We start from the raw sequence: 25,700 nt of genomic DNA, 5'->3' as shown, positions 1-25,700 counted from the left end.
GCTGACTTTTTTGACGATCATTGCCGGTACGGTTGTGAAAGGAAAACAATTAGGCAGAAAACTTGGATTCCCCACGGCAAATGTAGATGCAAAAATGCATGGGCTGCGTAATGGAGTTTATGGGGTTCTGGCGACAGTCAATCATCAATTTCATTTAGGGGTTATGAATATCGGTGTGAAACCGACGGTGGGCTCTAACCTTGAAAAGACATTGGAGATTTTTTTGTTTGACTTTCATAGAGACATTTATGGAGAAAAAATCGAATGCAGCATTCTCTTTAAAATTAGAGAAGAAAGAAGGTTTGATTCTTTGGAGTCGTTAACAAAGCAAATTAAAAAGGATATTTCGTGCGCTGCAAAACGCTTTGAGCTGATTGGAATTATGGCACCGAACAAAAAAGAAAGCCTGCTTTCCCATCAGGAGTTAAATCTTCCGGATCTCTGCTTTTACAAGAAATGTAACAACCTATATGGCGTCAACCGAGGCGTATACAATGTCATTGATAACTGGTTTTTTGAGTACGGAATTACACAAGTAGTTTACAGGCGCATTTATATTTTATCTTTTTTAAGCTTTTTGAAAGAGGATAATCCGAAAGTTTCCAGCAAGTATATAAGATTTGGGGCGGGTGGTCTTGCTGATAAATTGAACCGATTTATTTCATCTTATGTTGAAGAGTCTGAAGAAAATATATTGGGATAGGGAAAGGAGCGGAACATATGTCTTTGGATTATTGGAGAAATATAGAAGGCTCCTATCCATATCAGACTACAGGAAATGACATCCTGACGTTGAAAGAGGAGTCTAATCCCGTAAATCTCTCAACGCTAGAAAAGCAGCTCATCGGCATTCGCCGGCACCTGCACCAATATCCTGAACTGTCAAAAGAAGAATTTGAAACAACTGCTTTTATAAAAAAATGCCTTAAAGAAAAGGGGGTACAGATTCGCCCTACTGCTCTAAAAACGGGTGTGTTCGCAGACATAGCAGGGGAGTCAGAAGGTCCGGCGATTGCTTTGAGGGCTGATATTGACGCCTTGCCAATTGAAGAAAAAACAGGATTGCCTTATGCGTCTAAACATAAAGGGATCATGCATGCGTGCGGTCATGATTTTCATACGGCAGCGCTTCTTGGTGCGGCCTTTTTATTGAAGGAAAATCAAGACAGTCTGAAAGGAAAGATTCGTTTATTATTTCAGCCGGCAGAGGAAGCGGGTGCAGGCGCTGCAAAAGTGATAGAGGACGGCCAACTGGATGGCATTGATGCGGTTATTGGCCTTCACAATAAACCGGATATCGCGGTTGGGACTGTAGGGTTAAAAACAGGCCCGCTTATGGCTGCTGTTGACCGATTTAAAGTAGAGATAGAAGGGAAAGGAGCTCATGCAGCATTGCCGCATAATGGTTTTGATCCAATTGTCGGCGGCTCTCAGCTTATCGTCGCCCTGCAAACGATTGTGAGCAGAAATGTAAACCCGCTGCAAAGCGCGATTTTAACCGTAGGGAAAATCAACGGCGGCAGCACTTGGAATGTCATTCCGGATACAGTTGTCATTGAGGGCACTGTTCGTACATTTGATTCAGAGGTTCGTAATCAAGTGAAACAGCGTTTTTTGGCAGTCACAGAGCAGATTTCTGCTGCTTTCTCGTTAAAGGCAAATGTGAAGTGGCATTCCGGACCGCCGCCGCTTTGTAATGATGAGGCAATTACGGGGCTGGTGCGAGACGCTGCACATAAAGCGAAACTTCAAGTCATTGATCCCGCCCCATCAACCGCGGGGGAAGATTTTGCTTATTATCTTGAGCATATTCCGGGATTCTTTGCGTTTTTTGGAACAGACGGTGATCATGATTGGCACCACCCTGCATTTACAATTGATGAAACTGCCATTATCAAAGCCTCTTATTTTTTATATGAAAGCGCCAAGAGATTGTTAGATTCGAATGAAGAGTCAAAAATATCTGATTGATATAGATGGGGTGTTCTGATGAAGAAATTAATCGTTTTTGCATTTATTGGTTTATTGTCGCAGTTAATAGACGGTTCGTTAGGTATGGCTTATGGGGTTACCTCAACTTCTTTGTTATTGGCGTTTGGCATCACACCTGCTGTGGCTTCGGCTTCTGTCCATTTAGCGGAAGTCGTAACGACTGCCGCATCGGGAGTGTCGCATATTAAATTTGGCAATGTTGACAAACAAACCGTTTATCAGCTTGTCATTCCCGGCTCTATAGGCGCTTTTTTAGGCGCGGCATTCCTCAGCCAATTACCTGGAGATGTGGCGAAACCCTATATTTCTTTGTTTTTGCTCCTTCTGGGCGGATATGTATTGATCAGGTTTTTATTTCAATATAAGCCGGCTCTTGAGAAGAAGCATGTGCCGTTAAACCGAAAACAATCCATCCCATTGGGCGTGATCGCTGGTTTTGCAGATGCCACAGGCGGAGGCGGCTGGGGACCGGTGACCACTCCGATTTTATTATCCCGCAAAGGCTTGAGCCCGAGGAAAGTTGTCGGGACTGTAGACACAAGTGAATTTGCCATCGCGGTATCTGCAACTGCCGGTTTTCTTATTTCATTAGGATGGGAGGACGTCAATTGGTTATGGGTGTTTTCACTAATGGCCGGCGGAATTATCGCTGCCCCTATCGCAGCATGGCTGGTGCAGAAGTTTCATCCCCAATTGATGGGTGTGCTTGTAGGAGGATTTATTATTCTGGTAAATGCCAGAACATTAATAAGTGAATGGATCACAAACACAGCTGTTTATCCATTGATCTATACGGTCATAGGGGCGATATGGCTATTCGCAGTTTTATTTGTTTTATCTAAAATAGGGAATCGAAATATTGTTAAGACAGCGGTTGATGTCCATTTAAAAGAAAAATAAAGGGTTTTTTCCGCTTTACGATGTAAAAGGAGCCACGGGGTCCTTGCGCTTGACTGGAACGAAATCAACGCTGTAAGAAGCCGGTCGGGCTTCTTTTTTATTTTCCAGCCTCATTGCGTATAAATCCTTTGAAACCTTATAATAAAAACAAGAAGACTGTCCTTAGAGGTGAAAGGCTTGGCAACGAAGCATGAACAAATTTTAACGTATATCGATTCACTGCCTGTCGGTGAAAAAATTTCTGTCCGAAGAATTGCAAAGGAAATGAAAGTAAGCGAAGGAACCGCGTACAGAGCGATCAAGGAAGCAGAGAATAAAGGGTTTGTCAGCACAATTGAACGTGTGGGCACAATCAGAATTGAACAAAAGAAAAAAGAGAACATTGAAAAGCTTACCTATGCAGAGGTTGTAAATGTTATAGACGGACAAGTGCTCGGAGGCAGGGCAGGGCTCCATAAGACATTGAATAAATTCGTCATCGGCGCGATGGAGCTTGACGCGATGATGCGTTACACCGCAGCGGGGAATCTTTTGATTGTCGGAAATAGAATCAATGCACACAGGCAGGCGCTTGAAGCGGGCGCGGCCGTATTGGTGACCGGGGGCTTTAACACGGATGACAGCATTGTGCAGCTGGCAGATGAGCTTGAACTGCCGATTTTATCCACGAGCTATGACACCTTTACAGTCGCAGCGATGATTAACCGGGCAATTTATGACCAGCTGATCAAAAAAGAAATTGTTTTGGTGGAGGACATCCTAACACCTGCTGACCGCACGGTATATCTTTCGCCTAAGGATAAACTTGAAAAATGGTATGAGAAAAATTTTGAAACCGGCCACGGCCGCTTCCCGGTTGTCGACGATCAAATGAAAATCCATGGCATTCTGACATCAAAAGATATTGCCGGCCATGACCGAAATGCATCTATAGAAAAAGTTATGACCAAAAATCCAGTCACGGTTATTGGGAAAACATCTGTCGCTTCAGCTGCGCAAATGATGGTATGGGAAGGGATCGAAGTGCTTCCCGTCACTGACGGCCACCAAAAACTCATCGGCATGATCAGCCGCCAAGACGTATTGAAAGCTCTTCAAATGATTCAAAAGCAGCCACAGGTCGGGGAGAAGCTTGATGATATCGTTTCAAGGGGGTTTAAAGATGAGGGTGATGATAAAGAAAATCAAACGGTTTACGAGTATGAAGTCACGCCGCAAATGACAAATCAGCTTGGAACCATTTCTTATGGCGTATTTACGACCATTTTGACGCAAGCGGCAAACCGATTTTTGCGCTCGAAAAAACGCGGCGAACTCGTCATAGAGAGCATCACCATCTTCTTTTTGAAGCCTGTGCAGATGGAATCAGTCATCGAAGTCAAACCTCGCATCTTGGAGGCTGGCAGAAAGTTTGGGAAAATGGAAGTGGAAGTGCACAGCCAAGGTCATATCGTGTCTAAAGCGATGCTGATGGTTCAGCTGATGGAAAGAAGCTAAGGGACGTTCAGGCGCCCCTTACGCGTGATCTCTTTCAGCTTCTTTGGCGTGAAGGGGATTGTAATGCCTGAAGGCTTTATAACCTGCCCAAGCGCTTCCTGCTCCTATGACGATAAAGATACCGCCGATTACTAACGTTAATACTGAATGGAATAATATCATTTGGTTGAGCCCGTAGAACAGGACTAGTGACCCTAAGGCCATGCTTGATTTTGCTGAACATATTTCTTTTGCCAAAGATGGCTTTGCCCGTACGCCTTTTACTTTATAGTACACATAAAAGCAGGCGGAAAGCCCAATCAAAAAAACAAGAACCAGCATAAATGAAATCCTCCATCGTAAAAGTTTACAAACCCATTTTATACAAAAACGGGCTTGGTTTTGACGTTATTTTTCTTTTCCGTCGGCAGAGAATGTGATTTAATGAATAAAAACAATAAAGGAGTATCAAATGAAAACAGAATTGATCAGAACCATATCATTATATGACACGATTATCTTACATAGACATGTGCGTCCTGATCCGGATGCCTACGGATCACAGTGCGGGCTTACGGAAATCCTGCGTGAAACATATCCTGAAAAAAATATTTTTGCGGTCGGCACGCCTGAACCGTCCCTCTCTTTCTTATATTCCCTTGATGAGGTGGACAATGAAACATATGAAGGCGCACTTGTCATTGTCTGCGATACGGCAAATCAGGAAAGAATCGACGATCAGCGTTATCCTTCAGGCGCCAAACTAATGAAAATCGACCACCATCCGAACGAAGATCCATACGGTGACCTTCTCTGGGTCGATACAAGCGCCAGCTCAGTAAGTGAAATGATTTACGAGCTGTATTTAGAAGGAAAAGAGCACGGCTGGAAGCTGAATACGAAAGCGGCAGAGCTGATCTACGCCGGCATTGTTGGAGATACCGGACGCTTTTTATTTCCGAATACCACGGAAAAAACATTAAAATATGCAGGCGAGCTCATTCAGTATCCATTCTCTTCCTCAGAGTTATTTAATCAATTGTATGAAACAAAACTGAATGTGGTGAAGCTTAACGGCTTTATCTTTCAAAATGTGTCTTTGTCCGAAAACGGGGCGGCTTCTGTTTTCATCAAAAAGGATACGCTTGAAAAATTCGGCACAACGGCTTCTGAAGCGTCACAGCTTGTCGGGACGCTCGGCAATATCTCAGGTATTCGCGCCTGGGTGTTTTTCGTAGAAGAAGACGATCAAATCAGAGTCAGATTCCGTTCGAAGGGGCCTGTCATTAACGGACTTGCCCGGAAATATAACGGCGGAGGGCATCCGTTAGCTTCAGGCGCCTCTATTTACAGCTGGGATGAAGCTGATCGGATTTTAGCTGATCTGGAAACATTATGTAAAGAACACGAGTAGAGGGGAGACCCTCTCTCTTAGTGTTCATCTGTGACGGGGATGAACCAGCAGCCGAAATCAGTAAGGTCCTCGTAGACTTGGAGATTGTGTGATTGAAGTTCTTTTTTGATGAGGGAAGCGAGTGAGTTTGTTTCGGCATATGCAGAAAAACCTTGTCTGAGACGGGCTGCTTGATCTTTTGCTAACTGACGGTCACTGTAAACCTCCATTTCCCTTCCTCCTTCCTTTCGCCATTAAGCCTCACATATAGTTTATAAAAAAGAATGGGAAAAAGCGACAGAAGTTTGGAGAATTTAAAAAAAATCCATAATTATGTGGCGAAAGATATTTCAAGTTCCACTGTCAGCCTCGTATAAATAATCAATTCTCTGACGGTTGCCTCGTATTTTTTTTCATTGATCATATAGACTTTATTTTCAATTGTCCGCTTCAAGAGATCCTTTGTTTGATAGACACTCTCTATGTCTTTTGTAATCACCTCTGAAATATCATCCTTTACATGCTCCTCGAATTTCGTTTTATCCGGCTGTGATATTTTATATTTATCCCCATTCAGCAATTTGACGCTGACGCTTTGAATCAGCAGTTTTCTTTTATTATCTTCATTCAGTTTATGGAGGTCTTCCTGATAGATCGAAATTTGATTGTTCAAGTCTTTTACATGCTCTTTTTGCTTTTCGATGAGGCTGACCTGCTCCTCTTGGAATGTTCCGTAAGTAAACAGGAAAAAGAACCAGCTAATTACGGCTCCGCACATCATTCCCGCGAAAAAACGCTGCCATCCCGGTTTTTTGTAATGCTGGGGGACCCTCATGAAGAAAGATGCTCCTGGGTCAGCCATGATATAATAAGCCAGCCGCTTTGCGCGCCCCCCATGGCCGAAATAATTAAAAGAAGCTGTTTAAAGATATCTCTCGTATTGCCTTCGAGTATGCCGCGTTCAAAGCTGTATACCGCATCAAAGGTGCCTCCGATAGCTGCGACAAGCGCCCATATTTTTAACCGGTTGGCAAGCTTTGTAATGGCTGTAAGCGGGGGTTCGCCTGCCAAATATGCTCCGAGCCCTCCGATGAGTGCGCCCCCGATCAGCACCCCTAACGCAATGAAGTAGCTATTGATAAAATTCACCATAAATCCTGCTTCCTGATCCATCTTTATCACCTCACCTTTTATATCATATTGAGCTTTCAGGACAAGTATGATGATGAGTCAAAAAAGAACATTTGTTTCTTTTGGAAACCGGCCTTATAATGAAGGAAGAAATGGATCGTAATGAGAAAGAGGTGATAGCATGTCTTTTGTTCACCTGCAAGTGCATAGCGGGTACAGCCTGCTAAACAGCGCCGCGGCTGTGGAAGAGCTCGTCAGTGAAGCTGACAGGCTCGGATATGCGTCTTTGGCGCTGACAGATGATCATGTCATGTACGGAGCTATTCAATTTTATAAAGCTTGCAAGGCGAGAGGGATCAACCCAATAATCGGTTTGACGGCTTCTGTTTTTACGGATGACAGCGAGCTTGAAGCATACCCGCTCGTCCTGCTGGCAAAATCAAATACAGGCTATCAAAACCTGCTGAAAATCAGCAGCGTTCTGCAATCTAAATCAAAAGGCGGACTGAAGCCGAAATGGCTTCACAGTTATCGAGAAGGGATTATCGCAATAACGCCCGGCGAAAAAGGATATATTGAAACGCTTCTTGAAGGAGGGCTGTTCGAACAGGCTGCTCAAGCCTCGCTGGAATTTCAGTCTATATTCGGAAAGGGAGCTTTTTATTTCTCCTATCAGCCTTTTAAAGGGAATCAAGTCTTGTCTGAGCAGATTCTAAAGCTGTCAGAAGAAACGGGTATCCCTGTTACGGCCACAGGCGATGTGCATTACATAAGGAAGGAAGATAAGGCTGCCTACCGTTGTTTGAAAGCGATTAAAGCGGGGGAAAAACTGACGGATGCACCCGCTGAAGATTTGCCTGATCTCGATTTGAAACCACTCGAAGAAATGCAAAACATTTATCGAGAGCATCCCGAGGCACTGCAAGCTTCTGTAGAGATCGCCGAACAATGCCGGGTTGACGTCAGTCTCGGGCAGACCCGTCTACCGTCTTTTCCGACCCCAGACGGAACGTCCGCTGATGATTATTTAACGGATATCTGTATGGAGGGACTCCGCAGCCGTTTCGGCAAGCCTAATGAACGATACCTTCGCCGTCTTCAATATGAGCTTGATGTCATCAAGCGGATGAAGTTCAGCGATTACTTTCTGATCGTGTGGGATTTTATGAAGCACGCCCATGAAAAAGGGATTGTTACAGGACCGGGAAGGGGTTCTGCGGCAGGTTCTCTTGTGGCATATGTGCTGTATATCACAGATGTTGACCCGATTAAGAATCACCTTCTGTTTGAAAGATTTTTAAATCCCGAGCGCGTCAGCATGCCGGATATTGATATTGACTTTCCCGATACTAGAAGGGATGAAGTCATTCAATATGTTCAGCAGAAATACGGTGCAATGCACGTCGCACAGATTATCACCTTTGGAACACTTGCGGCAAAGGCGGCGCTCCGGGACGTCGGCAGAGTATTCGGCGTCAGCCCGAAGGAGGCAGATCAGCTTGCAAAACTCATTCCTTCAAGACCGGGCATGACGCTGGATGAAGCGAGACAGCAGTCACCGCAGCTGGATAAGCGGCTTCGGGAGTCAAGCCTGCTTCAGCAAGTCTATTCAATTGCCCGGAAAATAGAAGGGCTGCCAAGGCATGCATCAACCCACGCAGCGGGCGTTGTCCTGAGTGAAGAACCCTTAACAGATGTTGTTCCGCTTCAAGAAGGGCATGAAGGGATCTATTTAACGCAATACGCGATGGACCATCTTGAAGACTTGGGCCTTTTAAAAATGGATTTCTTAGGTTTGAGGAATCTGACACTTATTGAATCCATCACTTCAATGATTGAAAAAGAAGAAAATATTAAAATAGATCTTTCAAGTATTTCCTACAGCGATGACAAAACGTTCTCCTTGCTGTCAAAAGGGGATACGACAGGCATTTTCCAGCTTGAATCTGCAGGGATGAGAAGCGTCTTGAAACGGCTGAAACCTTCGGGCCTAGAAGATATTGTGGCGGTCAATGCACTGTACCGGCCGGGTCCGATGGAAAATATTCCGTTATTTATCGACCGTAAACACGGCCGGGAGCCTGTTCACTATCCTCATGAAGATTTAAGGAGCATTTTGGAAGATACATATGGCGTCATTGTGTATCAGGAACAAATTATGATGATTGCTTCCCGTATGGCGGGGTTTTCTTTAGGCGAAGCGGACCTATTGAGAAGGGCGGTCAGCAAAAAGAAAAAAGAAATCCTGGACAGAGAGCGAAGCCATTTTGTTGAAGGGTGCTTAAAAAAGGAGTATTCTGTAGACACTGCAAATGAGGTCTACGATTTAATCGTCAAATTCGCAAACTATGGCTTTAACCGAAGCCATGCGGTGGCATACAGCATGATCGGGTGCCAGCTTGCGTATTTGAAAGCTCATTATCCGTTATATTTTATGTGCGGATTGCTGACAAGTGTCATTGGCAATGAGGATAAAATCTCTCAATATCTTTACGAAGCAAAGGGGAGCGGGATTCGTATCCTTCCTCCGTCAGTGAATAAAAGCAGTTTTCCGTTTACAGTTGAAAACGGATCTGTCAGATACAGCCTCCGCGCAATAAAAAGTGTAGGCGTCTCAGCAGTCAAAGATATATATAAAGCAAGAAAAGAGAAACCATTTGAAGATCTTTTCGATTTCTGCTTTCGCGTGCCGTCAAAAAGCGTAAATCGCAAAATGCTTGAAGCACTTATCTTTTCTGGTGCGATGGACGAATTCGGCCAAAACCGGGCCACGCTGCTCGCATCCATTGATGTTGCTTTGGAACATGCTGAGCTATTCGCCGCGGACGATGACCAAATGGGATTGTTTTTAGATGAATCGTTTTCAATTAAGCCGAAGTATGTGGAGACGGAGGAGCTTCCTCTGGTGGATTTACTTGCGTTTGAAAAGGAAACGCTCGGCATTTATTTTTCAAATCATCCCCTCTCCGCCTTCCGAAAACAGCTCACTGCGCAAGGAGCAGTCTCTATTCTGCAGGCTCAGCGGGCAGTCAAAAGGCAGCTTTCACTAGGCGTTCTGCTGTCGAAGATCAAAACGATTCGGACGAAAACAGGTCAAAACATGGCGTTTTTAACGCTCAGTGATGAAACCGGCGAGATAGAAGCCGTAGTCTTCCCTGAACAATTCAGACAGCTTTCTCCCGTTTTAAGAGAAGGCGCTCTTTTGTTCACAGCGGGGAAATGCGAAGTAAGACAAGATAAGATCCAATTCATCATGTCCCGGGCAGAATTATTAGAAAATATGGATGCAGAAAAAGCGCCATCGGTTTATATAAAAATAGAAAGCAGTCAGCACAGCCAGGAGATCCTGGCAAAGATTAAGCGCATTTTGCTGGAGCATAAAGGGGAAACAGGCGTTTATCTCTATTATGAAAGGCAAAAACAGACGATTAAGCTACCTGAGTCGTTCCATATCAATGCAGATCACCAGGTGTTATATCGCTTAAAAGAGCTGTTGGGTCAAAAAAACGTCGTTTTAAAACAGTGGTAACGATTCGCTTTTTGTTATACAATTGGAGCAATTATGTGATCCTGTTTAAATATTCAGATAGATTTACTCCGCAGAATGCAGCAATCAACGCAGCAGTATACGAATCAAAAAATATCCATAAGGAGTGTTTAGGAGAATGTCATTAAGAGAAGAAGCATTACACCTGCATAAAGTCAACCAGGGGAAACTGGAGTCTAAATCAAAAGTAGAGGTCAGAAATGCGAAAGATCTAAGCCTCGCGTATTCTCCGGGTGTTGCAGAACCGTGTAAGGATATTCATGAAGACATTAACAAAGTATATGATTATACAATGAAGGGGAACATGGTAGCAGTTGTAACTGACGGTACAGCTGTACTTGGCCTTGGAAACATCGGCCCTGAAGCGGCGCTTCCTGTTATGGAAGGGAAAGCAGTTCTTTTCAAAAGCTTTGCGGGCGTAGATGCGTTCCCGATTGCTTTAAACACAAACGATGTTGATAAAATCGTTGAAACTGTAAAATTGCTGGAACCGACATTTGGCGGCGTCAACCTTGAAGATATTGCAGCGCCAAATTGCTTTATCATTGAAGAGCGCCTCAAAAAAGAAACAAACATCCCGGTTTTCCATGATGATCAGCATGGTACTGCCATTGTAACCGTAGCAGGTCTTGTGAACGCGCTGAAACTGTCTGGAAAATCCATGTCATCCATTAAAGTTGTCGCAAACGGCGCGGGTGCGGCTGGCATTGCGATTATCAAGCTTCTTCATCATTATGGCGTTCGCGACATTGTGATGTGCGATTCCAAAGGGGCCATTTATGAAGGGCGCCCGAACGGCATGAATGATGTCAAAAATGAAGTGGCGAAGTTCACGAACCAAGATCGCAAAGACGGTTCTCTGAAAGATGTCATCGTTGATGCTGACGTATTTATCGGTGTCTCTGTAGCAGGCGCGTTAACAAAAGAAATGGTTCAAAGCATGGCAAAAGATCCAATTATCTTTGCAATGGCAAATCCAAATCCGGAAATCATGCCGGAAGATGCGCGTGAAGCCGGCGCAAGCGTTATCGGAACTGGCCGTTCTGACTTCCCGAACCAAGTAAACAATGTTCTTGCATTCCCTGGTATTTTCCGCGGAGCGCTTGATGTGCGTGCCACTCATATTAACGAGGAAATGAAAATCGCAGCGGTTGAAGCCATTGCTTCACTGGTTTCAGAAGATGAGCTTAGCGCAGACTATGTCATCCCTGCACCGTTTGATAAACGTGTTGCGCCTGCTGTTGCGAAGGCTGTGGCAAAAGCTGCGATGGAAACAGGTGTTGCAAGAATCACTGTTGACCCTGAGGAAGTCGCAGAAAAAACAAGAAAACTTACGATTATTGGTGAATAATTTTAATTCATTCCAAAAATGGCAGCGCGTTGGCGGAGACCGGCGCGCTGTTCTCAAGTTAAACTGACGGCTGAAATTTTTTTAGGGGGTTAGCCTTAAAAAAATTTCAGCCGGGTTTAACATTATTTTTGAATGCGCTGTCAACCTTGTCGTTTCAACACCTTATCTGATTTCATACAAGCCTTTCCGAGCACGTCATCGAATAAAAAGTTGTCGAATTGAGGATGACAGCGTTTGACAAAAAAAGTACAATAGTTTCGGTAAAGTTATTAGCAAGTCTATCTGTTTGATGACATGCGGTGAAGAGAACCCTTCACAAAAGGGAGGTAATCATTTGTTAAAGGATATATTCACGAAAAAGAAAAAGTATGCTTCCGTACCATCTGATCAAGCGAAGCACGATGTTCCGGAAGGCATTATGACAAAATGTCCTAAGTGTAAAAAAATCATGCTCACTAAAGAGTTGGATAAAAATATGCGGGTATGCATGAACTGCGATTATCATTTCCCAATGAACGCAAAACAGCGTATCGAAAGCTTGATGGATGAAAAATCCTTTGAGGAATTCAATCAGGGAATGCTCTCGGAAAATCCGCTTGGTTTCCCGGGATATCTGGAAAAGCTTGAAAAAGATCGCGAGAAAACATCCTTAAACGAGGCTGTTGTGACAGGCAAGGGCACCATCGGCGGACACCCGGCTGTAGTCGCCGTCATGGACTCTTCATTCAGAATGGGCAGCATGGGTTCAGTCGTCGGTGAAAAAATCACGCTTGCGATTGAAAAAGCAAAAGCTGATAAAGTTCCGTTTATTATTTTTACGGCTTCAGGCGGCGCTAGAATGCAGGAAGGCGTATTAAGTTTGATGCAGATGGCTAAGACAAGCTCTGCGTTAAAACTGTTCAGTGAAGAACAGGGTCTTATTATTTCAGTAATGACGCATCCGACTACCGGGGGCGTATCAGCAAGCTTTGCATCCCTTGGCGATTACAATTTCGCTGAGCCTGGCGCGCTGATCGGCTTTGCCGGAAGACGGATTATTGAACAGACAATAGGAGAAAAACTGCCTGAGGACTTCCAAACGGCTGAATTTTTATTAAAACATGGACAGCTTGATGCGGTTATTCATCGCGACGATATGAAAAAAACGTTAGAAAATCTGCTGGATATGCATCAAACAGGAGGTGACATTGAGTGGCTCCAAGATTAGAATTTGAAAAACCGGTGATTGAACTGCAAACCAAAATCGCCGAACTAAAAAAATTCACCCAAGATTCCGATATGGATCTAAGTGCGGAAATCGAACGGCTCGAAGACCGTCTCGCTAAGCTTCAGGATGATATTTACAAAAATTTGAAGCCGTGGGACCGGGTTCAAATCGCGCGTCTGGCGGACCGTCCGACAACTCTTGATTATATCGAACACCTGTTTACCGACTTTTTTGAATGTCACGGAGACAGAGCGTACGGGGACGATGAAGCCATTGTCGGCGGGATTGCGAAGTTCCACGGCCTCCCTGTAACGGTAATCGGGCATCAGCGCGGCAAAGACACGAAGGAAAACCTAGTCCGCAATTTTGGGATGCCGCATCCAGAAGGCTACAGAAAAGCGCTTCGTCTGATGAAACAGGCTGACAAATTTAACAGGCCGATTATCTGTTTTATTGATACGAAGGGGGCATACCCTGGACGAGCAGCTGAAGAAAGAGGACAAAGTGAAGCTATTGCCAAAAACCTGTTTGAGATGGCCGGCCTTCGAGTGCCTGTTATCTGTATCGTCATCGGTGAAGGCGGAAGCGGCGGAGCCCTTGGTCTGGGTGTAGGCAATCATTTGCATATGCTGGAAAACTCTACTTATTCTGTTATTTCTCCGGAAGGTGCCGCGGCACTTTTATGGAAGGACTCCAGTCTTGCTAAAAAAGCAGCAGAAACAATGAAAATCACTGCGCCGGATTTAAAAGAATTAGGTATTATAGATCATATGATTAAAGAAGTAAAAGGCGGAGCGCACCATGATGTGAAGCTGCAGGCAAGCTATATGGACGAAACCCTTAAACAATCGTTAAAAACTTTGCTGAAGCTGAGCGAAGAAGAATTAGTTCAGCAGCGCTATGAAAAATATAAAGCAATTGGCAAAGTCTCGGTTGAAGATCAATATATCGGGGTAAACTAAATAAACGTGAAGCCTTTGGCTCACGTTTATTTTTTGTGACATTCCTTAAATTTTATTTAAAAACAATTTATTTAATTGTATAATAGGTAAGGTTTCATAGGGAGGATGGAGATCCCTTTTCATTGTTTTTAGGGCAATGATCATGTTATGTTTAATCATATATGTTGCTGAGGTGAATGGAGAATGAAACGTATAGGGGTATTAACGAGCGGCGGGGATTCCCCGGGAATGAACGCAGCAGTTCGCGCAGTAGTCAGAAAAGCGATCTATCATGATGTTGAAGTTTACGGTATTTACAACGGATACGCGGGATTGATCAGCGGAAAGATTGAAAAGCTTGAACTCGGATCAGTAGGCGATATTATACATCGTGGAGGAACTAAGCTTTATACGGCAAGATGTCCTGAATTCAAAACAGTTGAAGGCCGTGAAAAAGGGATAGAAAACTTGAAGAAGCTTGGTATTGAAGGCCTTGTTGTTATCGGCGGAGACGGTTCATATATGGGTGCGAAAAAATTAACGGAACACGGGTTTCCATGTGTAGGTGTACCGGGTACAATTGATAATGACATTCCGGGCACTGATTTTACAATCGGTTTCGATACAGCTTTAAATACAGTAATTGACGCAATTGATAAGATTCGCGATACAGCGACTTCTCATGAACGTACATATGTAATCGAAGTAATGGGTCGTCATGCCGGCGATATCGCATTGTGGGCCGGTCTTGCAGGGGGCGCGGAATCGATCTTAATCCCTGAGGCAGACTATGACATGCACGAAATCATTGCCCGCTTAAAACGCGGCCACGAACGCGGCAAGAAGCACAGTATTATTATTGTTGCCGAAGGTGTAGGCAGCGGTGTTGAATTCGGGAAACGCATTGAAGAAGAAACAAATCTTGAAACTAGGGTATCTGTATTGGGCCATATCCAGCGCGGAGGTTCTCCGAGTGCTGCTGACCGTGTGTTAGCAAGCCGTCTCGGCGCATATGCAGTTGAACTGCTGCTTGAAGGAAAAGGCGGACGCTGTGTAGGTATACAAAACAATAAGCTTGTAGACCATGATATTATAGAAATACTTGAGACAAAACACACAGTTGAGCAAAACATGTATCAGCTTTCAAAAGAACTGTCTATCTAATGTGCAGCTGAAGGCTGAAGATTTCAGAAGGAAGTGAACCAAATGAGAAAAACTAAAATTGTTTGTACCATCGGTCCGGCAAGTGAAAGTATTGAAATGCTTACGAAATTAATGGAGTCAGGAATGAACGTGGCTCGATTAAACTTTTCTCACGGAGATTTTGAGGAGCATGGTGCAAGAATTAAAAATATCCGCGAAGCAAGTAAAAAACTTGGCAAGAACGTTGGAATTCTGCTTGATACAAAAGGTCCTGAAATCCGCACACATACAATGGAAAACGGAGGTATTGAGCTTGAAACAGGCAAAGAGCTCATTATTTCAATGGACGAGGTTGTAGGAACAACAGATAAAATTTCAGTGACATATGAAGGTTTAGTCCATGACGTCGAACAAGGTTCAACGATTCTGTTAGATGACGGCCTTATCGGTCTTGAGGTACTTGATGTAGATGCCGCTAAACGCGAAATCAAAACAAAAGTATTAAACAACGGAACACTCAAAAATAAAAAAGGTGTTAACGTACCGGGCGTAAGTGTCAATCTTCCGGGGATTACTGAAAAGGATGCGCGAGACATCGTTTTCGGTATTGAGCAAGGAGTAGACTTCATCGCACCATCTTTCATTCGACGTTCTACGGATGTGCTCGAAATCCGTGAGCTTCTTGAAGAGCACAACGCTCAGGATATTCAAATCATCCCTAAAATCGAAAACCAAGAGGGCGTTGACAACATCGATGCGATTCTCGAAGTGTCTGACGGCTTAATGGTTGCACGCGGAGACTTAGGTGTGGAAATTCCAGCTGAAGAAGTGCCGCTTGTGCAAAAAGAACTGATCAAAAAATGCAACGCGCTGGGCAAACCTGTTATTACAGCGACACAAATGCTTGACAGCATGCAGCGCAACCCGCGTCCGACTCGTGCGGAAGCAAGTGACGTTGCAAACGCGATCTTCGACGGAACAGATGCGATCATGCTATCTGGTGAAACTGCTGCCGGAAGCTATCCGGTTGAAGCAGTTCAAACAATGCATAACATCGCGTCCCGTTCTGAAGAAGCTTTAAATTATAAAGAAATTCTCTCAAAACGCAGAGATCAAGTGGGCATGACAATTACAGACGCAATTGGACAATCTGTCGCGCATACGGCGATTAACCTGAATGCTGCTGCGATCGTAACGCCGACAGAAAGCGGCCATACAGCACGTATGATTGCAAAATACCGTCCGCAGGCTCCGATTGTTGCGGTTACTGTAAATGACTCTATTTCCAGAAAGCTTGCCCTCGTATCTGGCGTATTCGCGGAAAGCGGCCAAAATGCGAGCTCAACAGATGAGATGCTTGAGGATGCTGTCCAAAAATCATTGAACAGCGGAATTGTAAAACACGGCGATCTTATCGTTATTACAGCAGGCACTGTCGGTGAGTCCGGCACTACGAATTTAATGAAGGTTCATACTGTCGGTGATATCATCGCTAAAGGCCAAGGCATTGGACGCAAATCAGCTTACGGTCCGGTTGTCGTTGCACAAAATGCAAAAGAAGCTGAGCAAAAAATGACTGACGGTGCGGTACTTGTTACCAAAAGCACTGACCGTGATATGATTACATCCCTTGAAAAAGCGTCTGCTCTTATTACAGAAGAAGGCGGTTTGACTAGCCATGCGGCGGTAGTCGGATTAAGCCTTGGCATCCCGGTTATCGTGGGTCTGGAAAATGCGACATCTATTTTGACAGATGGCCAGGATATTACAGTTGACGCTTCCAGAGGTGCAGTCTATCAAGGCCGTGCGAGCGTTCTTTAATTACAGGTGAAAACGGAAGGGGAATCCCTTCCTTTTCTCTTTATCATGCCTTTTGTTGAACAGAACGTGTTACACGTGTGGGGGGCTTGGATATGAGATTTTTGTTTTTGCTTTTTATTGTGTTTCCGGCAATAGAAATCGGCATATTCCTATTTTTAGGCAAGCTGATTGGCATTTTACCGACAGTTCTATTCATGATTCTGACGGGCATTATCGGCGCAGCAGCTGCAAAAAAACAAGGAACCGAAGTGTATTATAAGGTTCAGCGTGATCTTCAATATGGCAAAATGCCGGGGGAAGCGATTGCTGACGGTCTGTGCATTTTCATTGGCGGTCTATTGCTGATGCTTCCGGGCTTTTTATCAGATTTGGCCGGCGCCTGTCTTCTTATCCCGTTTACCCGCGGCTGGTGTAAGCCGATTCTGTTCAAATGGCTGAGAGGAATGTCGAAGAATAAGCGGATCATCATCAAATAAAAAACGGCAGCCATGAAAAAAACGGCTGCCGTTTTATTTTTGCTGAACGGTGATATAGGACCATATTTCTTTTAATGCGCCTGTAGTGATGAAAGCTTGGATGATGACGAGTACAGCCGGTCCCGCAATCAGTCCTAAAAACCCGAATAATTTAAAGCCAGCAAACAGGGCGATGAGTGTTGCCAGCGGATCTATCCCGATAGATTTACTTAGTATCTTGGGCTCTGTCAGCTGCCGCTGAATAAGAACGACGAGGTACAGGATACCAATTCCGATCGCTTGGGGCAGCTGGCCCGTAATCGATAAATACAAAATCCAGGGCACAAATACGGAGCCGGCACCTAAGTAAGGGAGAAGATCTACAAGCCCGATTAAAAAAGCAATTGTTGCGGCGTGTTCAACCTTTAAGAGAGAAAGGCCGATAAATACAATCACCATCGTGATGAAAACGAGGACGGCTTGTGCTTTGATAAAACCAGTCATTGCTTTTTTTAATTCGCTGCTGATTGCTTTGCTGTTAGCTGTCACACGATCCGGCAGAATTAAAACAAGCATGGCTTTCAGCTTATGCCAATCCTTTGTCATAAAAAAGGTTGCCAGAAGAGAAAAAATCAGAACCGCCGCCGTATTGGGAAGAAGAGCGAAAAATCTCGGGATCATCTCTAGAATGTGGGACAGCAGGAGCCCGGCATTTTTAGCGGCAGAATCACCGAGTGTCTGGATATGAGTGACGATGGAAGCCTGCTGGTTCGTTTCCAATTCTTGAAACAAAAGAGTTAACTCGTTATAGAGCGGCTGAATATGTGTTGTAAACAATTTTTCGCAATATGAAATAAACGTGCTGATATGCGGAGGCAGCGTTTTTGCTAGATAGGCTGTTCCCGTTACGATTTCGGCTACCAGAATGGTAAGGACGCCGAAGGCTGCGAGCAGAAAAAAAGCAAGAACGCCCAGAACATTTATCGTTCGGGGGAATCCTGTCACTTTGTCCAAATAATCGACAACAGGATGAATCACTGATGAAAGAATAAGGGCGATCAGGAACGGATAAGTTAACGGAAACGAATAATAGGCCGCAGCTATCGACCCTGCGGTCATTGATATGACAAAGAGGGTTCTGAAAAAAATAGTGATATAAGATTGATTCACGAAAACGGTCCTCCTCTCGTCAGCATGTCCTATTTTTTATATGTATTCACGCTGTTGCTGAATATGAATACATTCATCTTAAAGGAGGGATGGCATGTGTTTACACAAGCGAATTTATTTTTAATTTTACTCTTGGCTATCGCACTTATCGCAAAAAACCAATCATTGCTCTTTGCTGTATCCGTCCTTTTGATCATCAAAATCGTTGGGCTTGATCAGAAATTATTTCCGACCATCCAGTCAAAAGGTATTAACTGGGGTGTGACCATTATTACCATCGCCGTTCTTGTCCCGATTGCCACGGGAGAAATCGGATTTAAGCAGCTTGGAGAAGCAATGCGGTCTTCCTACGCATGGATCGCCCTTGGAGCGGGGATCGCAGTGGCGCTGATTGCAAAAAACGGCCTGACCCTGCTTGAAAATGATCCACATATTACAACTGCTCTCGTGATCGGGACCATTCTTGCAGTCGCGCTTTTTGGAGGAGTTGCGGTGGGGCCGCTGATCGGAGCGGGGATTGCTTATTTAGCCATGCAGATCGTAAAACTGTTCACTTCATAAAAAAAAGCGGCCTGAAAGCCGCTTTTTTTTTATGCAAAAACCCGCAAATAAAGGCGTTTTTTCGGGGAAATCACAGAATGAAAAAAAAAAATTATAGGTAAACATTTAACAAATGTCTGATTATTGTTTATAATGAGAATAGGCTTAAACTTAAATAAGCTTATAAGAATTTGTTATGTTCTTTCATAAGCAAAGGGTTTTAGTTCCAGCAGCCAGTAAAATGTAAGCATTTTCTTTTTGGGGGAGAGAAATACTTGCATCGTGCTTTTTAAGTAAGCCTCATGTTTTTACAACACTCTTAAAGGGGAAATTTATTGAAAAGGAGATGTTATATATGACAGCGACACGCGGTCTTGAAGGGGTTGTAGCAACAACATCATCTGTTAGTTCTATTATTGATGATACCCTTACATATGTGGGGTATGATATCGATGATTTGACAGAGAATGCAAGTTTTGAAGAAATCATCTACTTGCTTTGGCATCTAAGGCTGCCAAACAAAAAAGAGCTTGAAGAGTTAAAGCAGCAGCTTGCAAAGGAAGCTGCCGTTCCGCAAGAAATTATTGAGCACTTCAAATCTTATTCCCTCGAAAATGTTCATCCCATGGCTGCTCTTCGGACAGCAATTTCATTACTAGGCCTGCTTGACAGCGAGGCTGATACCATGAACCCGGAAGCCAACTACAGAAAGGCGATCCGCCTTCAGGCAAAGGTGCCTGGCCTGGTTGCAGCGTTTTCCAGAATTCGCAAGGGTCTTGAGCCTGTTGAACCGAGAGAAGATTACGGTATTGCGGAGAATTTTCTTTACACATTAAACGGTGAAGAGCCTTCACCAATTGAAGTTGAAGCCTTCAACAAAGCATTGATTTTACATGCTGACCATGAGTTGAACGCGTCAACGTTCACAGCGAGGGTCTGCGTCGCAACACTTTCTGACATCTATTCAGGCATTACTGCAGCAATCGGCGCGCTGAAAGGGCCTCTTCACGGCGGAGCGAATGAAGGCGTTATGAAAATGCTGACAGAAATCGGTGAAGTGGAAAACGCTGAGCCGTACATCCGCGCTAAACTTGAAAAGAAAGAAAAAATCATGGGATTCGGCCACCGTGTGTATAAGCATGGTGATCCGCGCGCGAAGCATCTGAAAGAAATGAGCAAGCGCCTGACCAACCTGACAGGCGAAAGCAAATGGTATGAGATGTCGATTCGTATAGAAGACATCGTCACATCAGAGAAAAAGCTTCCGCCTAACGTTGATTTCTATTCGGCTTCTGTATATCACAGCCTCGGTATTGACCATGATTTGTTTACACCGATTTTTGCTGTAAGCAGAATGTCCGGCTGGCTCGCTCATATTCTTGAGCAGTATGACAACAACCGTCTGATCCGCCCGCGGGCAGATTACACAGGCCCTGACAAACAAAAATTCGTTCCGATTGAAGAAAGAGCCTAAAGAACCATTGGAGGCTGGCTTGCGTCAATGAGGTTAGCCTCTTGTTCAGAACATCAAAATTGGGTTACACTTTAAATTGAATGTTAGGAAAAATCATTTTATTTTCTATATAAGAAAAATAAAATGTTTTCTAAATATGAATTACATACTGGGAGGTTTTTATTGTGGCACAAGGTGAAAAAATTACAGTCTCTAACGGAGTATTAAACGTACCAAACAACCCGATTATCCCATTTATCGAAGGAGACGGAACTGGTCCTGATATTTGGAACGCGGCTTCGAAGGTTTTGGAAGCAGCAGTAGAAAAAGCATACAAAGGCGAAAAGAAAATTACATGGAAAGAAGTTTACGCCGGAGAAAAGGCTTATAATAAAACAGGTGAGTGGCTCCCTGCTGAAACATTAGATGTGATCCGCGAATATTTCATCGCGATTAAAGGCCCGTTAACGACACCTGTCGGCGGCGGTATCCGTTCTTTGAACGTAGCGCTCAGACAAGAGCTTGACCTATTCGTCTGCTTAAGACCTGTAAGATACTTTACTGGAGTGCCGTCACCGGTAAAACGCCCTGAAGATACTGATATGGTCATCTTCCGTGAAAATACAGAAGATATTTACGCAGGCATCGAGTATGCAAAAGGCTCTGAAGAAGTGCAAAAGCTTATCAGCTTCCTTCAAAATGAGTTAAACGTCAATAAAATCCGTTTCCCTGAGACATCAGGTATCGGCATTAAGCCTGTTTCAGAAGAAGGAACAAGCCGCTTGGTCAGAGCTGCCATTGATTATGCGATCGAGCATGGCCGCAAATCTGTAACGCTTGTTCACAAAGGAAACATCATGAAGTTCACAGAAGGCGCGTTCAAAAACTGGGGCTATGAACTTGCTGAAAAAGAATACGGAGATAAAGTCTTCACATGGGCTCAATATGACCGCATTGCTGAAGAAGAAGGAAAAGACGCTGCCAACAAAGCGCAAAGCGAAGCGGAAGCAGCAGGAAAAATCATTATCAAAGACAGCATTGCTGACATTTTCCTTCAGCAGATCTTAACGCGTCCAAACGAGTTTGATGTCGTTGCGACAATGAACTTGAACGGAGATTACATTTCTGATGCTCTTGCTGCGCAAGTCGGCGGAATCGGCATTGCTCCTGGAGCGAACATCAACTACGAAACAGGACATGCGATTTTCGAGGCGACGCACGGAACGGCTCCTAAATATGCAGGCCTTGATAAAGTAAACCCATCTTCAGTTATTCTTTCAGGCGTTCTGCTTCTTGAGCATTTAGGATGGAACGAAGCGGCTGATTTGGTTATCAAATCTATGGAAAAAACAATCGCTTCCAAAGTCGTAACTTACGATTTTGCTAGATTAATGGACGGGGCGACTGAAGTGAAATGTTCAGAGTTCGGAGAAGAACTGATCAAAAACATGGACTAAGCAAGGAAAAAGCCTAAAACTAGCCATAAAGGAGAAGAGAGACATGGGAAATACTCGTAAAAAAGTTTCTGTTATCGGAGCAGGTTTTACCGGAGCTACAACTGCATTTTTAATCGCTCAAAAAGAGCTGGCAGACGTTGTTCTTGTTGACATTCCGCAATTGGAGAACCCGACAAAGGGAAAAGCGCTTGATATGCTTGAAGCAAGCCCAGTTCAAGGCTTTGACGCAAAAATTACGGGAACATCTAATTACGAGGATACAGCTGGCTCTGACATTGTTGTCATTACAGCCGGTATCGCAAGAAAACCTGGTATGAGCAGAGATGATCTGGTCTCTACAAACGAAAAGATTATGAGAAGCGTTACGCGGGAAATCGTGAAATATTCTCCTGACTCTATTATTGTGGTGCTGACAAATCCTGTTGATGCAATGACATACGCGGTGTACAAAGAATCAGGCTTCCCTAAAGAGCGTGTAATCGGCCAGTCCGGTGTGCTTGATACGGCAAGATTCAGAACATTTGTGGCAGAGGAATTAAACCTGTCAGTGAAAGATGTGACTGGTTTCGTACTCGGCGGACACGGTGACGATATGGTTCCGCTTGTGCGTTATTCTTATGCTGGCGGTATCCCGCTTGAAACTCTTATTCCGAAAGAACGGATTGACGCAATTGTGGAGCGTACTAGAAAAGGCGGAGGCGAAATCGTGAATCTTCTTGGAAACGGAAGCGCGTATTATGCGCCTGCGGCTTCTCTGACAGAAATGGTCGAAGCGATCTTGAAGGATCAGCGCCGCGTCCTTCCTACAATTGCTTATCTTGAAGGGGAATACGGCTATGAAGGCATCTACCTTGGTGTTCCTACAATTGTAGGCGGCAACGGTCTTGAGCAAATCATTGAACTTGAACTGACAGACTATGAAAGAGCGCAGCTGAATAAATCAGTTGAATCTGTCAAAAATGTCATGAAAGTATTATCCTAATAAAAAGAGAGAAAGGCTTGCTTAATACAGCCTTTCTCTTTTTACTATAAATGAAAGCGCTATCATGAACATCTTTATTTCTTTTAAAAATGATGTAAAAGGCGAATTGTCGGAATGTCCTGCTTTCGCTAAAATAAAATCATGAAACATGTTAAGATGACATAAAATAGAGAAATAGGATGTCGGGGAATTATAATACTGGAGGCACAGCATGAACAAGAAAATTTTAGTTGTGGATGATGAAGAATCTATTGTTACTCTTTTACAGTACAATTTGGAACGGTCAGGCTATGATGTCATTACCGCCTCGGATGGGGAAGAAGCACTCAAAAAAGCGGAAACAGAGAAGCCTGATTTGATTGTGCTTGATGTGATGCTTCCAAAATTGGACGGAATCGAAGTATGCAAGCAGCTGAGACAGCAAAAACTGATGTTTCCCATTTTAATGCTGACAGCGAAGGATGAGGAATTCGACAAAGTATTAGGGCTTGAGCTCGGTGCTGATGATTATATGACCAAGCCGTTCAGTCCAAGGGAAGTAAATGCGAGAGTCAAAGCGATTTTAAGGCGTTCGGAAATGGCTGCGCCCTCTAGTGAGATGAAGAACGATGAAATGGAAGGCCAGATCGTAATCGGCGATCTGAAAATCCTGCCTGATCATTATGAAGCGTACTTTAAAGAAAGTCAGCTTGAACTGACACCGAAAGAATTCGAACTGCTGCTCTATTTAGGCAGACATAAAGGCAGAGTTCTGACAAGAGACCTGCTGCTGAGCGCAGTCTGGAATTATGATTTTGCCGGAGATACGAGAATTGTTGATGTGCACATCAGCCATCTTCGCGACAAAATTGAAAACAATACCAAAAAACCGATCTACATTAAAACGATTAGGGGATTGGGGTATAAACTGGAGGAGCCAAAAATGAATGAATAAATACCGTGTGCGCCTTTTTTCTATATTCGTTGTCTGTATGATTCTGGTGTTTTGTGTTCTCGGGCTGTTTTTACAGCAGCTTTTTGAAACATCTGATCAAAGGAAAGCAGAGGAACACATTGAAAAAGAAGCAAAATACTTGGCTTCGCTTCTTGATGCCGGCAATCTGAATAATCAAGCAAATGAGAAAATCATTAAAGATGCAGGCGGCGCGCTTGATGTGAGCGCATCCGTTATTGATACAGACGGCAAGGTGCTGTATGGGTCAAACGGGAGATCGGCTGATTCCCAAAAGGTGCAGGCGCTTGTTTCTGGCCATGAGGGTATTCTGTCAACAACAGATAACAAGCTTTATTACGGACTTTCACTTAGAAGCGAAGGTGAAAAAACAGGATATGTGCTGCTTTCCGCCTCTGAAAAAAGCGACGGCTTAAAAGGCGAATTGTGGGGGATGCTGACGGCCAGTCTTTGTACCGCATTTATCGTCATTGTTTATTTTTATTCCAGCATGACCTCACGTTATAAAAGGTCAATTGAGTCAGCGACAAATGTAGCCACAGAACTCTCTAAGGGCAACTACGATGCACGGACGTACGGCGGCTATATTAGGCGTTCTGATAAGCTAGGACATGCGATGAACAGCCTTGCCATTGATCTGATGGAAATGACGCGAACGCAGGAAATGCAGCGGGATCGGCTGCTGACAGTCATTGAAAACATTGGCTCCGGGCTGATTATGATCGACGGAAGAGGCTTTATTAATCTCGTAAACAGATCTTACGCCAAGCAGTTTCATATCAATCCGAATCATATGCTGCGCCGTCTTTATCACGATGCATTTGAACATGAAGAAGTGATCCAGCTTGTCGAAGACATTTTTATGACGGAGACAAAGAAATGCAAGCTGTTAAGACTTCCGATCAAAATAGAACGGCGTTATTTTGAAGTGGACGGCGTTCCGATTATGGGGCCGGACGATGAATGGAAAGGAATTGTGCTCGTTTTCCATGACATGACGGAAACAAAGAAATTAGAGCAGATGAGGAAGGATTTTGTGGCCAATGTTTCTCATGAGCTGAAAACACCGATTACGTCCATAAAAGGGTTTACGGAGACGTTATTGGATGGGGCGATGGAGGACAAAGAGGCGCTTTCTGAATTTCTCTCTATTATTCTTAAGGAAAGCGAAAGGCTTCAGTCTTTGGTTCAGGATTTGCTCGATCTCTCAAAAATCGAGCAGCAAAATTTCACGCTCAGTATCGAAACGTTTGAACCGGCCAAAATGCTTGGTGAGATAGAAACGCTTCTGAAGCATAAAGCGGATGAGAAAGGCATCTCCTTGCACCTGAATGTCCCGAAAGACCCTCAATATGTATCTGGTGACCCGTACAGGCTGAAACAGGTATTTCTTAATCTCGTAAACAATGCGTTAACCTACACGCCTGAGGGGGGCTCCGTGGCTATCAATGTAAAACCCAGAGAAAAAGACATTCAGATTGAGGTTGCCGATTCTGGAATCGGAATTCAGAAAGAAGAAATTCCGCGCATCTTTGAACGCTTTTACCGCGTAGATAAAGACAGAAGCAGGAATTCGGGCGGAACAGGGCTGGGCCTTGCGATTGTCAAGCATTTAATAGAGGCTCATGAAGGGAAAATTGATGTCACAAGCGAGCTTGGACGGGGAACTGTCTTTACCGTGACGCTGAAACGGGCCGCTGAAAAGTCCGCCTAATGTTTACAAAGGTTTAACAATATCTTCATGCACTGTTAAACCTATGCTGGTAGGATGTAGTAGAACCCCTTCATC

23 protein-coding genes are annotated in these 25,700 nt (G+C 44.1%); 18 read left to right on the top strand and 5 right to left on the bottom strand.

The window, feature by feature from the left end:
* Window positions 1-10 precede the first annotated feature (10 nt).
* From ribR to NX903_RS14000, 4 genes are all read left to right on the top strand, one after another.
* Window positions 11-703, top strand: coding sequence for an RNA-binding riboflavin kinase RibR (ribR, locus tag NX903_RS14015; protein ID WP_086344192.1), 693 nt, complete (start codon window positions 11-13; stop codon window positions 701-703).
* Window positions 704-720: 17 nt separating this feature from the next.
* Window positions 721-1,971 carry an S-alkyl-N-acetyl-metabolite deacetylase SndA gene (gene sndA, locus NX903_RS14010; protein ID WP_086344191.1) on the top strand — a complete coding sequence of 417 codons (1,251 nt, stop codon included), beginning with the start codon at window positions 721-723 and terminating at the stop codon, window positions 1,969-1,971.
* A gap of 18 nt (window positions 1,972-1,989) precedes the next feature.
* The gene (locus NX903_RS14005) at window positions 1,990-2,892 is read left to right on the top strand and encodes a sulfite exporter TauE/SafE family protein (RefSeq protein WP_086344190.1); all 903 of its coding nucleotides are present in this window, start codon (window positions 1,990-1,992) and stop codon (window positions 2,890-2,892) included.
* A 177-nt stretch (window positions 2,893-3,069) separates the two neighbouring features.
* Window positions 3,070-4,389, top strand: a complete 1,320-nt coding sequence (locus tag NX903_RS14000) for a CBS domain-containing protein (RefSeq protein WP_086344189.1) — start codon at window positions 3,070-3,072, stop codon at window positions 4,387-4,389.
* Window positions 4,390-4,407: 18 nt separating this feature from the next.
* Here NX903_RS14000 and NX903_RS13995 read toward each other — a convergent pair whose 3' ends face one another.
* The gene (locus tag NX903_RS13995) at window positions 4,408-4,710 is read right to left on the bottom strand and encodes a YtpI family protein (protein ID WP_003229401.1); all 303 of its coding nucleotides are present in this window, start codon (window positions 4,708-4,710) and stop codon (window positions 4,408-4,410) included.
* A gap of 130 nt (window positions 4,711-4,840) precedes the next feature.
* Between NX903_RS13995 and nrnA the strand changes: the two genes are divergently transcribed.
* Entirely contained in the window at window positions 4,841-5,782 is a 942-nt protein-coding gene (nrnA, locus tag NX903_RS13990; RefSeq protein WP_004398971.1) for a bifunctional oligoribonuclease/PAP phosphatase NrnA, read from the top strand.
* A gap of 17 nt (window positions 5,783-5,799) precedes the next feature.
* Here the strand turns inward: nrnA and NX903_RS13985 are convergent, their stop codons facing one another.
* The 3 genes from NX903_RS13985 to ytrH all read right to left on the bottom strand — a co-directional run bounded on the left by NX903_RS13985 (window position 5,800) and on the right by ytrH (window position 6,934).
* Window positions 5,800-5,991, bottom strand: coding sequence for a hypothetical protein (locus tag NX903_RS13985; protein ID WP_003229407.1), 192 nt, complete (start codon window positions 5,989-5,991; stop codon window positions 5,800-5,802).
* A 101-nt stretch (window positions 5,992-6,092) separates the two neighbouring features.
* Window positions 6,093-6,596, bottom strand: coding sequence for a sporulation membrane protein YtrI (gene ytrI / locus NX903_RS13980; RefSeq protein WP_003229408.1), 504 nt, complete (start codon window positions 6,594-6,596; stop codon window positions 6,093-6,095).
* Complete coding sequence (gene ytrH, locus NX903_RS13975; protein ID WP_003229410.1) at window positions 6,593-6,934, bottom strand: sporulation membrane protein YtrH; 342 nt, start codon at window positions 6,932-6,934, stop codon at window positions 6,593-6,595. Before ytrH ends, ytrI begins: the two co-directional genes overlap by 4 nt.
* Window positions 6,935-7,073: 139 nt before the next feature.
* Between ytrH and dnaE the strand changes: the two genes are divergently transcribed.
* The 7 genes from dnaE to NX903_RS13940 all read left to right on the top strand — a co-directional run bounded on the left by dnaE (window position 7,074) and on the right by NX903_RS13940 (window position 17,378).
* Entirely contained in the window at window positions 7,074-10,421 is a 3,348-nt protein-coding gene (dnaE, locus tag NX903_RS13970; RefSeq protein ID WP_086344188.1) for a DNA polymerase III subunit alpha, read from the top strand.
* Window positions 10,422-10,557: 136 nt separating this feature from the next.
* Window positions 10,558-11,790 carry an NADP-dependent malic enzyme gene (maeB, locus tag NX903_RS13965; RefSeq protein ID WP_014664951.1) on the top strand — a complete coding sequence of 411 codons (1,233 nt, stop codon included), beginning with the start codon at window positions 10,558-10,560 and terminating at the stop codon, window positions 11,788-11,790.
* 334 nt (window positions 11,791-12,124) lie between these two features.
* Window positions 12,125-12,997: an acetyl-CoA carboxylase, carboxyltransferase subunit beta gene (accD, locus tag NX903_RS13960; RefSeq protein WP_024573337.1), complete on the top strand. Its 873-nt coding sequence runs from the start codon at window positions 12,125-12,127 to the stop codon at window positions 12,995-12,997.
* On the top strand, window positions 12,982-13,959 hold the full coding sequence (gene accA, locus NX903_RS13955) for an acetyl-CoA carboxylase carboxyl transferase subunit alpha (RefSeq protein ID WP_003229417.1): 978 nt from the start codon (window positions 12,982-12,984) through the stop codon (window positions 13,957-13,959). The genes accD and accA overlap by 16 nt, the downstream gene beginning before the upstream one ends.
* A 183-nt stretch (window positions 13,960-14,142) precedes the next feature.
* Entirely contained in the window at window positions 14,143-15,102 is a 960-nt protein-coding gene (gene pfkA, locus NX903_RS13950; RefSeq protein ID WP_003237788.1) for a 6-phosphofructokinase, read from the top strand.
* Window positions 15,103-15,144: 42 nt separating this feature from the next.
* Window positions 15,145-16,902: a pyruvate kinase gene (pyk, locus tag NX903_RS13945; RefSeq protein WP_024573339.1), complete on the top strand. Its 1,758-nt coding sequence runs from the start codon at window positions 15,145-15,147 to the stop codon at window positions 16,900-16,902.
* A gap of 92 nt (window positions 16,903-16,994) precedes the next feature.
* The gene (locus NX903_RS13940) at window positions 16,995-17,378 is read left to right on the top strand and encodes an FxsA family protein (protein WP_015251477.1); all 384 of its coding nucleotides are present in this window, start codon (window positions 16,995-16,997) and stop codon (window positions 17,376-17,378) included.
* A gap of 33 nt (window positions 17,379-17,411) precedes the next feature.
* Here the strand turns inward: NX903_RS13940 and ytvI are convergent, their stop codons facing one another.
* A complete protein-coding gene (ytvI, locus tag NX903_RS13935) occupies window positions 17,412-18,527 on the bottom strand; it encodes a sporulation integral membrane protein YtvI (protein WP_004399115.1) in 1,116 nt (371 codons plus the stop codon).
* 96 nt (window positions 18,528-18,623) lie between these two features.
* Here ytvI and NX903_RS13930 point away from each other — a divergent pair, with 96 nt between their 5' ends.
* The 6 genes from NX903_RS13930 to phoR all read left to right on the top strand — a co-directional run bounded on the left by NX903_RS13930 (window position 18,624) and on the right by phoR (window position 25,625).
* Window positions 18,624-19,088, top strand: a complete 465-nt coding sequence (locus tag NX903_RS13930; RefSeq protein ID WP_004398695.1) for a DUF441 domain-containing protein — start codon at window positions 18,624-18,626, stop codon at window positions 19,086-19,088.
* A gap of 334 nt (window positions 19,089-19,422) precedes the next feature.
* A complete protein-coding gene (citZ, locus tag NX903_RS13925) occupies window positions 19,423-20,541 on the top strand; it encodes a citrate synthase (protein ID WP_004398810.1) in 1,119 nt (372 codons plus the stop codon).
* A gap of 164 nt (window positions 20,542-20,705) precedes the next feature.
* Complete coding sequence (gene icd / locus NX903_RS13920; protein WP_014477637.1) at window positions 20,706-21,977, top strand: NADP-dependent isocitrate dehydrogenase; 1,272 nt, start codon at window positions 20,706-20,708, stop codon at window positions 21,975-21,977.
* A gap of 43 nt (window positions 21,978-22,020) precedes the next feature.
* Entirely contained in the window at window positions 22,021-22,959 is a 939-nt protein-coding gene (gene mdh, locus NX903_RS13915; RefSeq protein WP_003237775.1) for a malate dehydrogenase, read from the top strand.
* A gap of 211 nt (window positions 22,960-23,170) precedes the next feature.
* Window positions 23,171-23,893 carry a two-component system response regulator PhoP gene (phoP, locus tag NX903_RS13910; protein WP_014477634.1) on the top strand — a complete coding sequence of 241 codons (723 nt, stop codon included), beginning with the start codon at window positions 23,171-23,173 and terminating at the stop codon, window positions 23,891-23,893.
* Window positions 23,886-25,625, top strand: coding sequence for a sensory box histidine kinase PhoR (phoR, locus tag NX903_RS13905; RefSeq protein WP_077671523.1), 1,740 nt, complete (start codon window positions 23,886-23,888; stop codon window positions 25,623-25,625). Before phoP ends, phoR begins: the two co-directional genes overlap by 8 nt.
* The last annotated feature ends 75 nt before the right edge of the window (window positions 25,626-25,700 follow it).

The sequence above is a fragment of the Bacillus sp. FSL R5-0576 genome, assembly GCF_038004765.1.
GTDB classification, from domain to species: domain Bacteria; phylum Bacillota; class Bacilli; order Bacillales; family Bacillaceae; genus Bacillus; species Bacillus subtilis.
Note: the sequence above shows the minus strand (reverse complement) of the source record. Positions and strands in the feature narration are given on the sequence as shown.

Excerpts from the sequence above, each read along its gene's own strand:
- pyk (WP_024573339.1), top strand. The coding sequence starts at position 15,145 with ATGAGAAAAACTAAAATTGTTTGTACCATCGGTCCGGCAAGTGAAAGT.
- NX903_RS13940 (WP_015251477.1), top strand. The coding sequence starts at position 16,995 with ATGAGATTTTTGTTTTTGCTTTTTATTGTGTTTCCGGCAATAGAAATC.
- pfkA (WP_003237788.1), top strand. The coding sequence starts at position 14,143 with ATGAAACGTATAGGGGTATTAACGAGCGGCGGGGATTCCCCGGGAATG.
- NX903_RS13995 (WP_003229401.1), bottom strand. The coding sequence starts at position 4,710 with ATGCTGGTTCTTGTTTTTTTGATTGGGCTTTCCGCCTGCTTTTATGTG.
- sndA (WP_086344191.1), top strand. The coding sequence starts at position 721 with ATGTCTTTGGATTATTGGAGAAATATAGAAGGCTCCTATCCATATCAG.
- NX903_RS14005 (WP_086344190.1), top strand. The coding sequence starts at position 1,990 with ATGAAGAAATTAATCGTTTTTGCATTTATTGGTTTATTGTCGCAGTTA.
- phoP (WP_014477634.1), top strand. The coding sequence starts at position 23,171 with ATGAACAAGAAAATTTTAGTTGTGGATGATGAAGAATCTATTGTTACT.
- dnaE (WP_086344188.1), top strand. The coding sequence starts at position 7,074 with ATGTCTTTTGTTCACCTGCAAGTGCATAGCGGGTACAGCCTGCTAAAC.
- maeB (WP_014664951.1), top strand. The coding sequence starts at position 10,558 with ATGTCATTAAGAGAAGAAGCATTACACCTGCATAAAGTCAACCAGGGG.
- citZ (WP_004398810.1), top strand. The coding sequence starts at position 19,423 with ATGACAGCGACACGCGGTCTTGAAGGGGTTGTAGCAACAACATCATCT.
- ytrI (WP_003229408.1), bottom strand. The coding sequence starts at position 6,596 with ATGAGGGTCCCCCAGCATTACAAAAAACCGGGATGGCAGCGTTTTTTC.
- nrnA (WP_004398971.1), top strand. The coding sequence starts at position 4,841 with ATGAAAACAGAATTGATCAGAACCATATCATTATATGACACGATTATC.
- NX903_RS13985 (WP_003229407.1), bottom strand. The coding sequence starts at position 5,991 with ATGGAGGTTTACAGTGACCGTCAGTTAGCAAAAGATCAAGCAGCCCGT.
- ytrH (WP_003229410.1), bottom strand. The coding sequence starts at position 6,934 with ATGGATCAGGAAGCAGGATTTATGGTGAATTTTATCAATAGCTACTTC.
- mdh (WP_003237775.1), top strand. The coding sequence starts at position 22,021 with ATGGGAAATACTCGTAAAAAAGTTTCTGTTATCGGAGCAGGTTTTACC.
- phoR (WP_077671523.1), top strand. The coding sequence starts at position 23,886 with ATGAATAAATACCGTGTGCGCCTTTTTTCTATATTCGTTGTCTGTATG.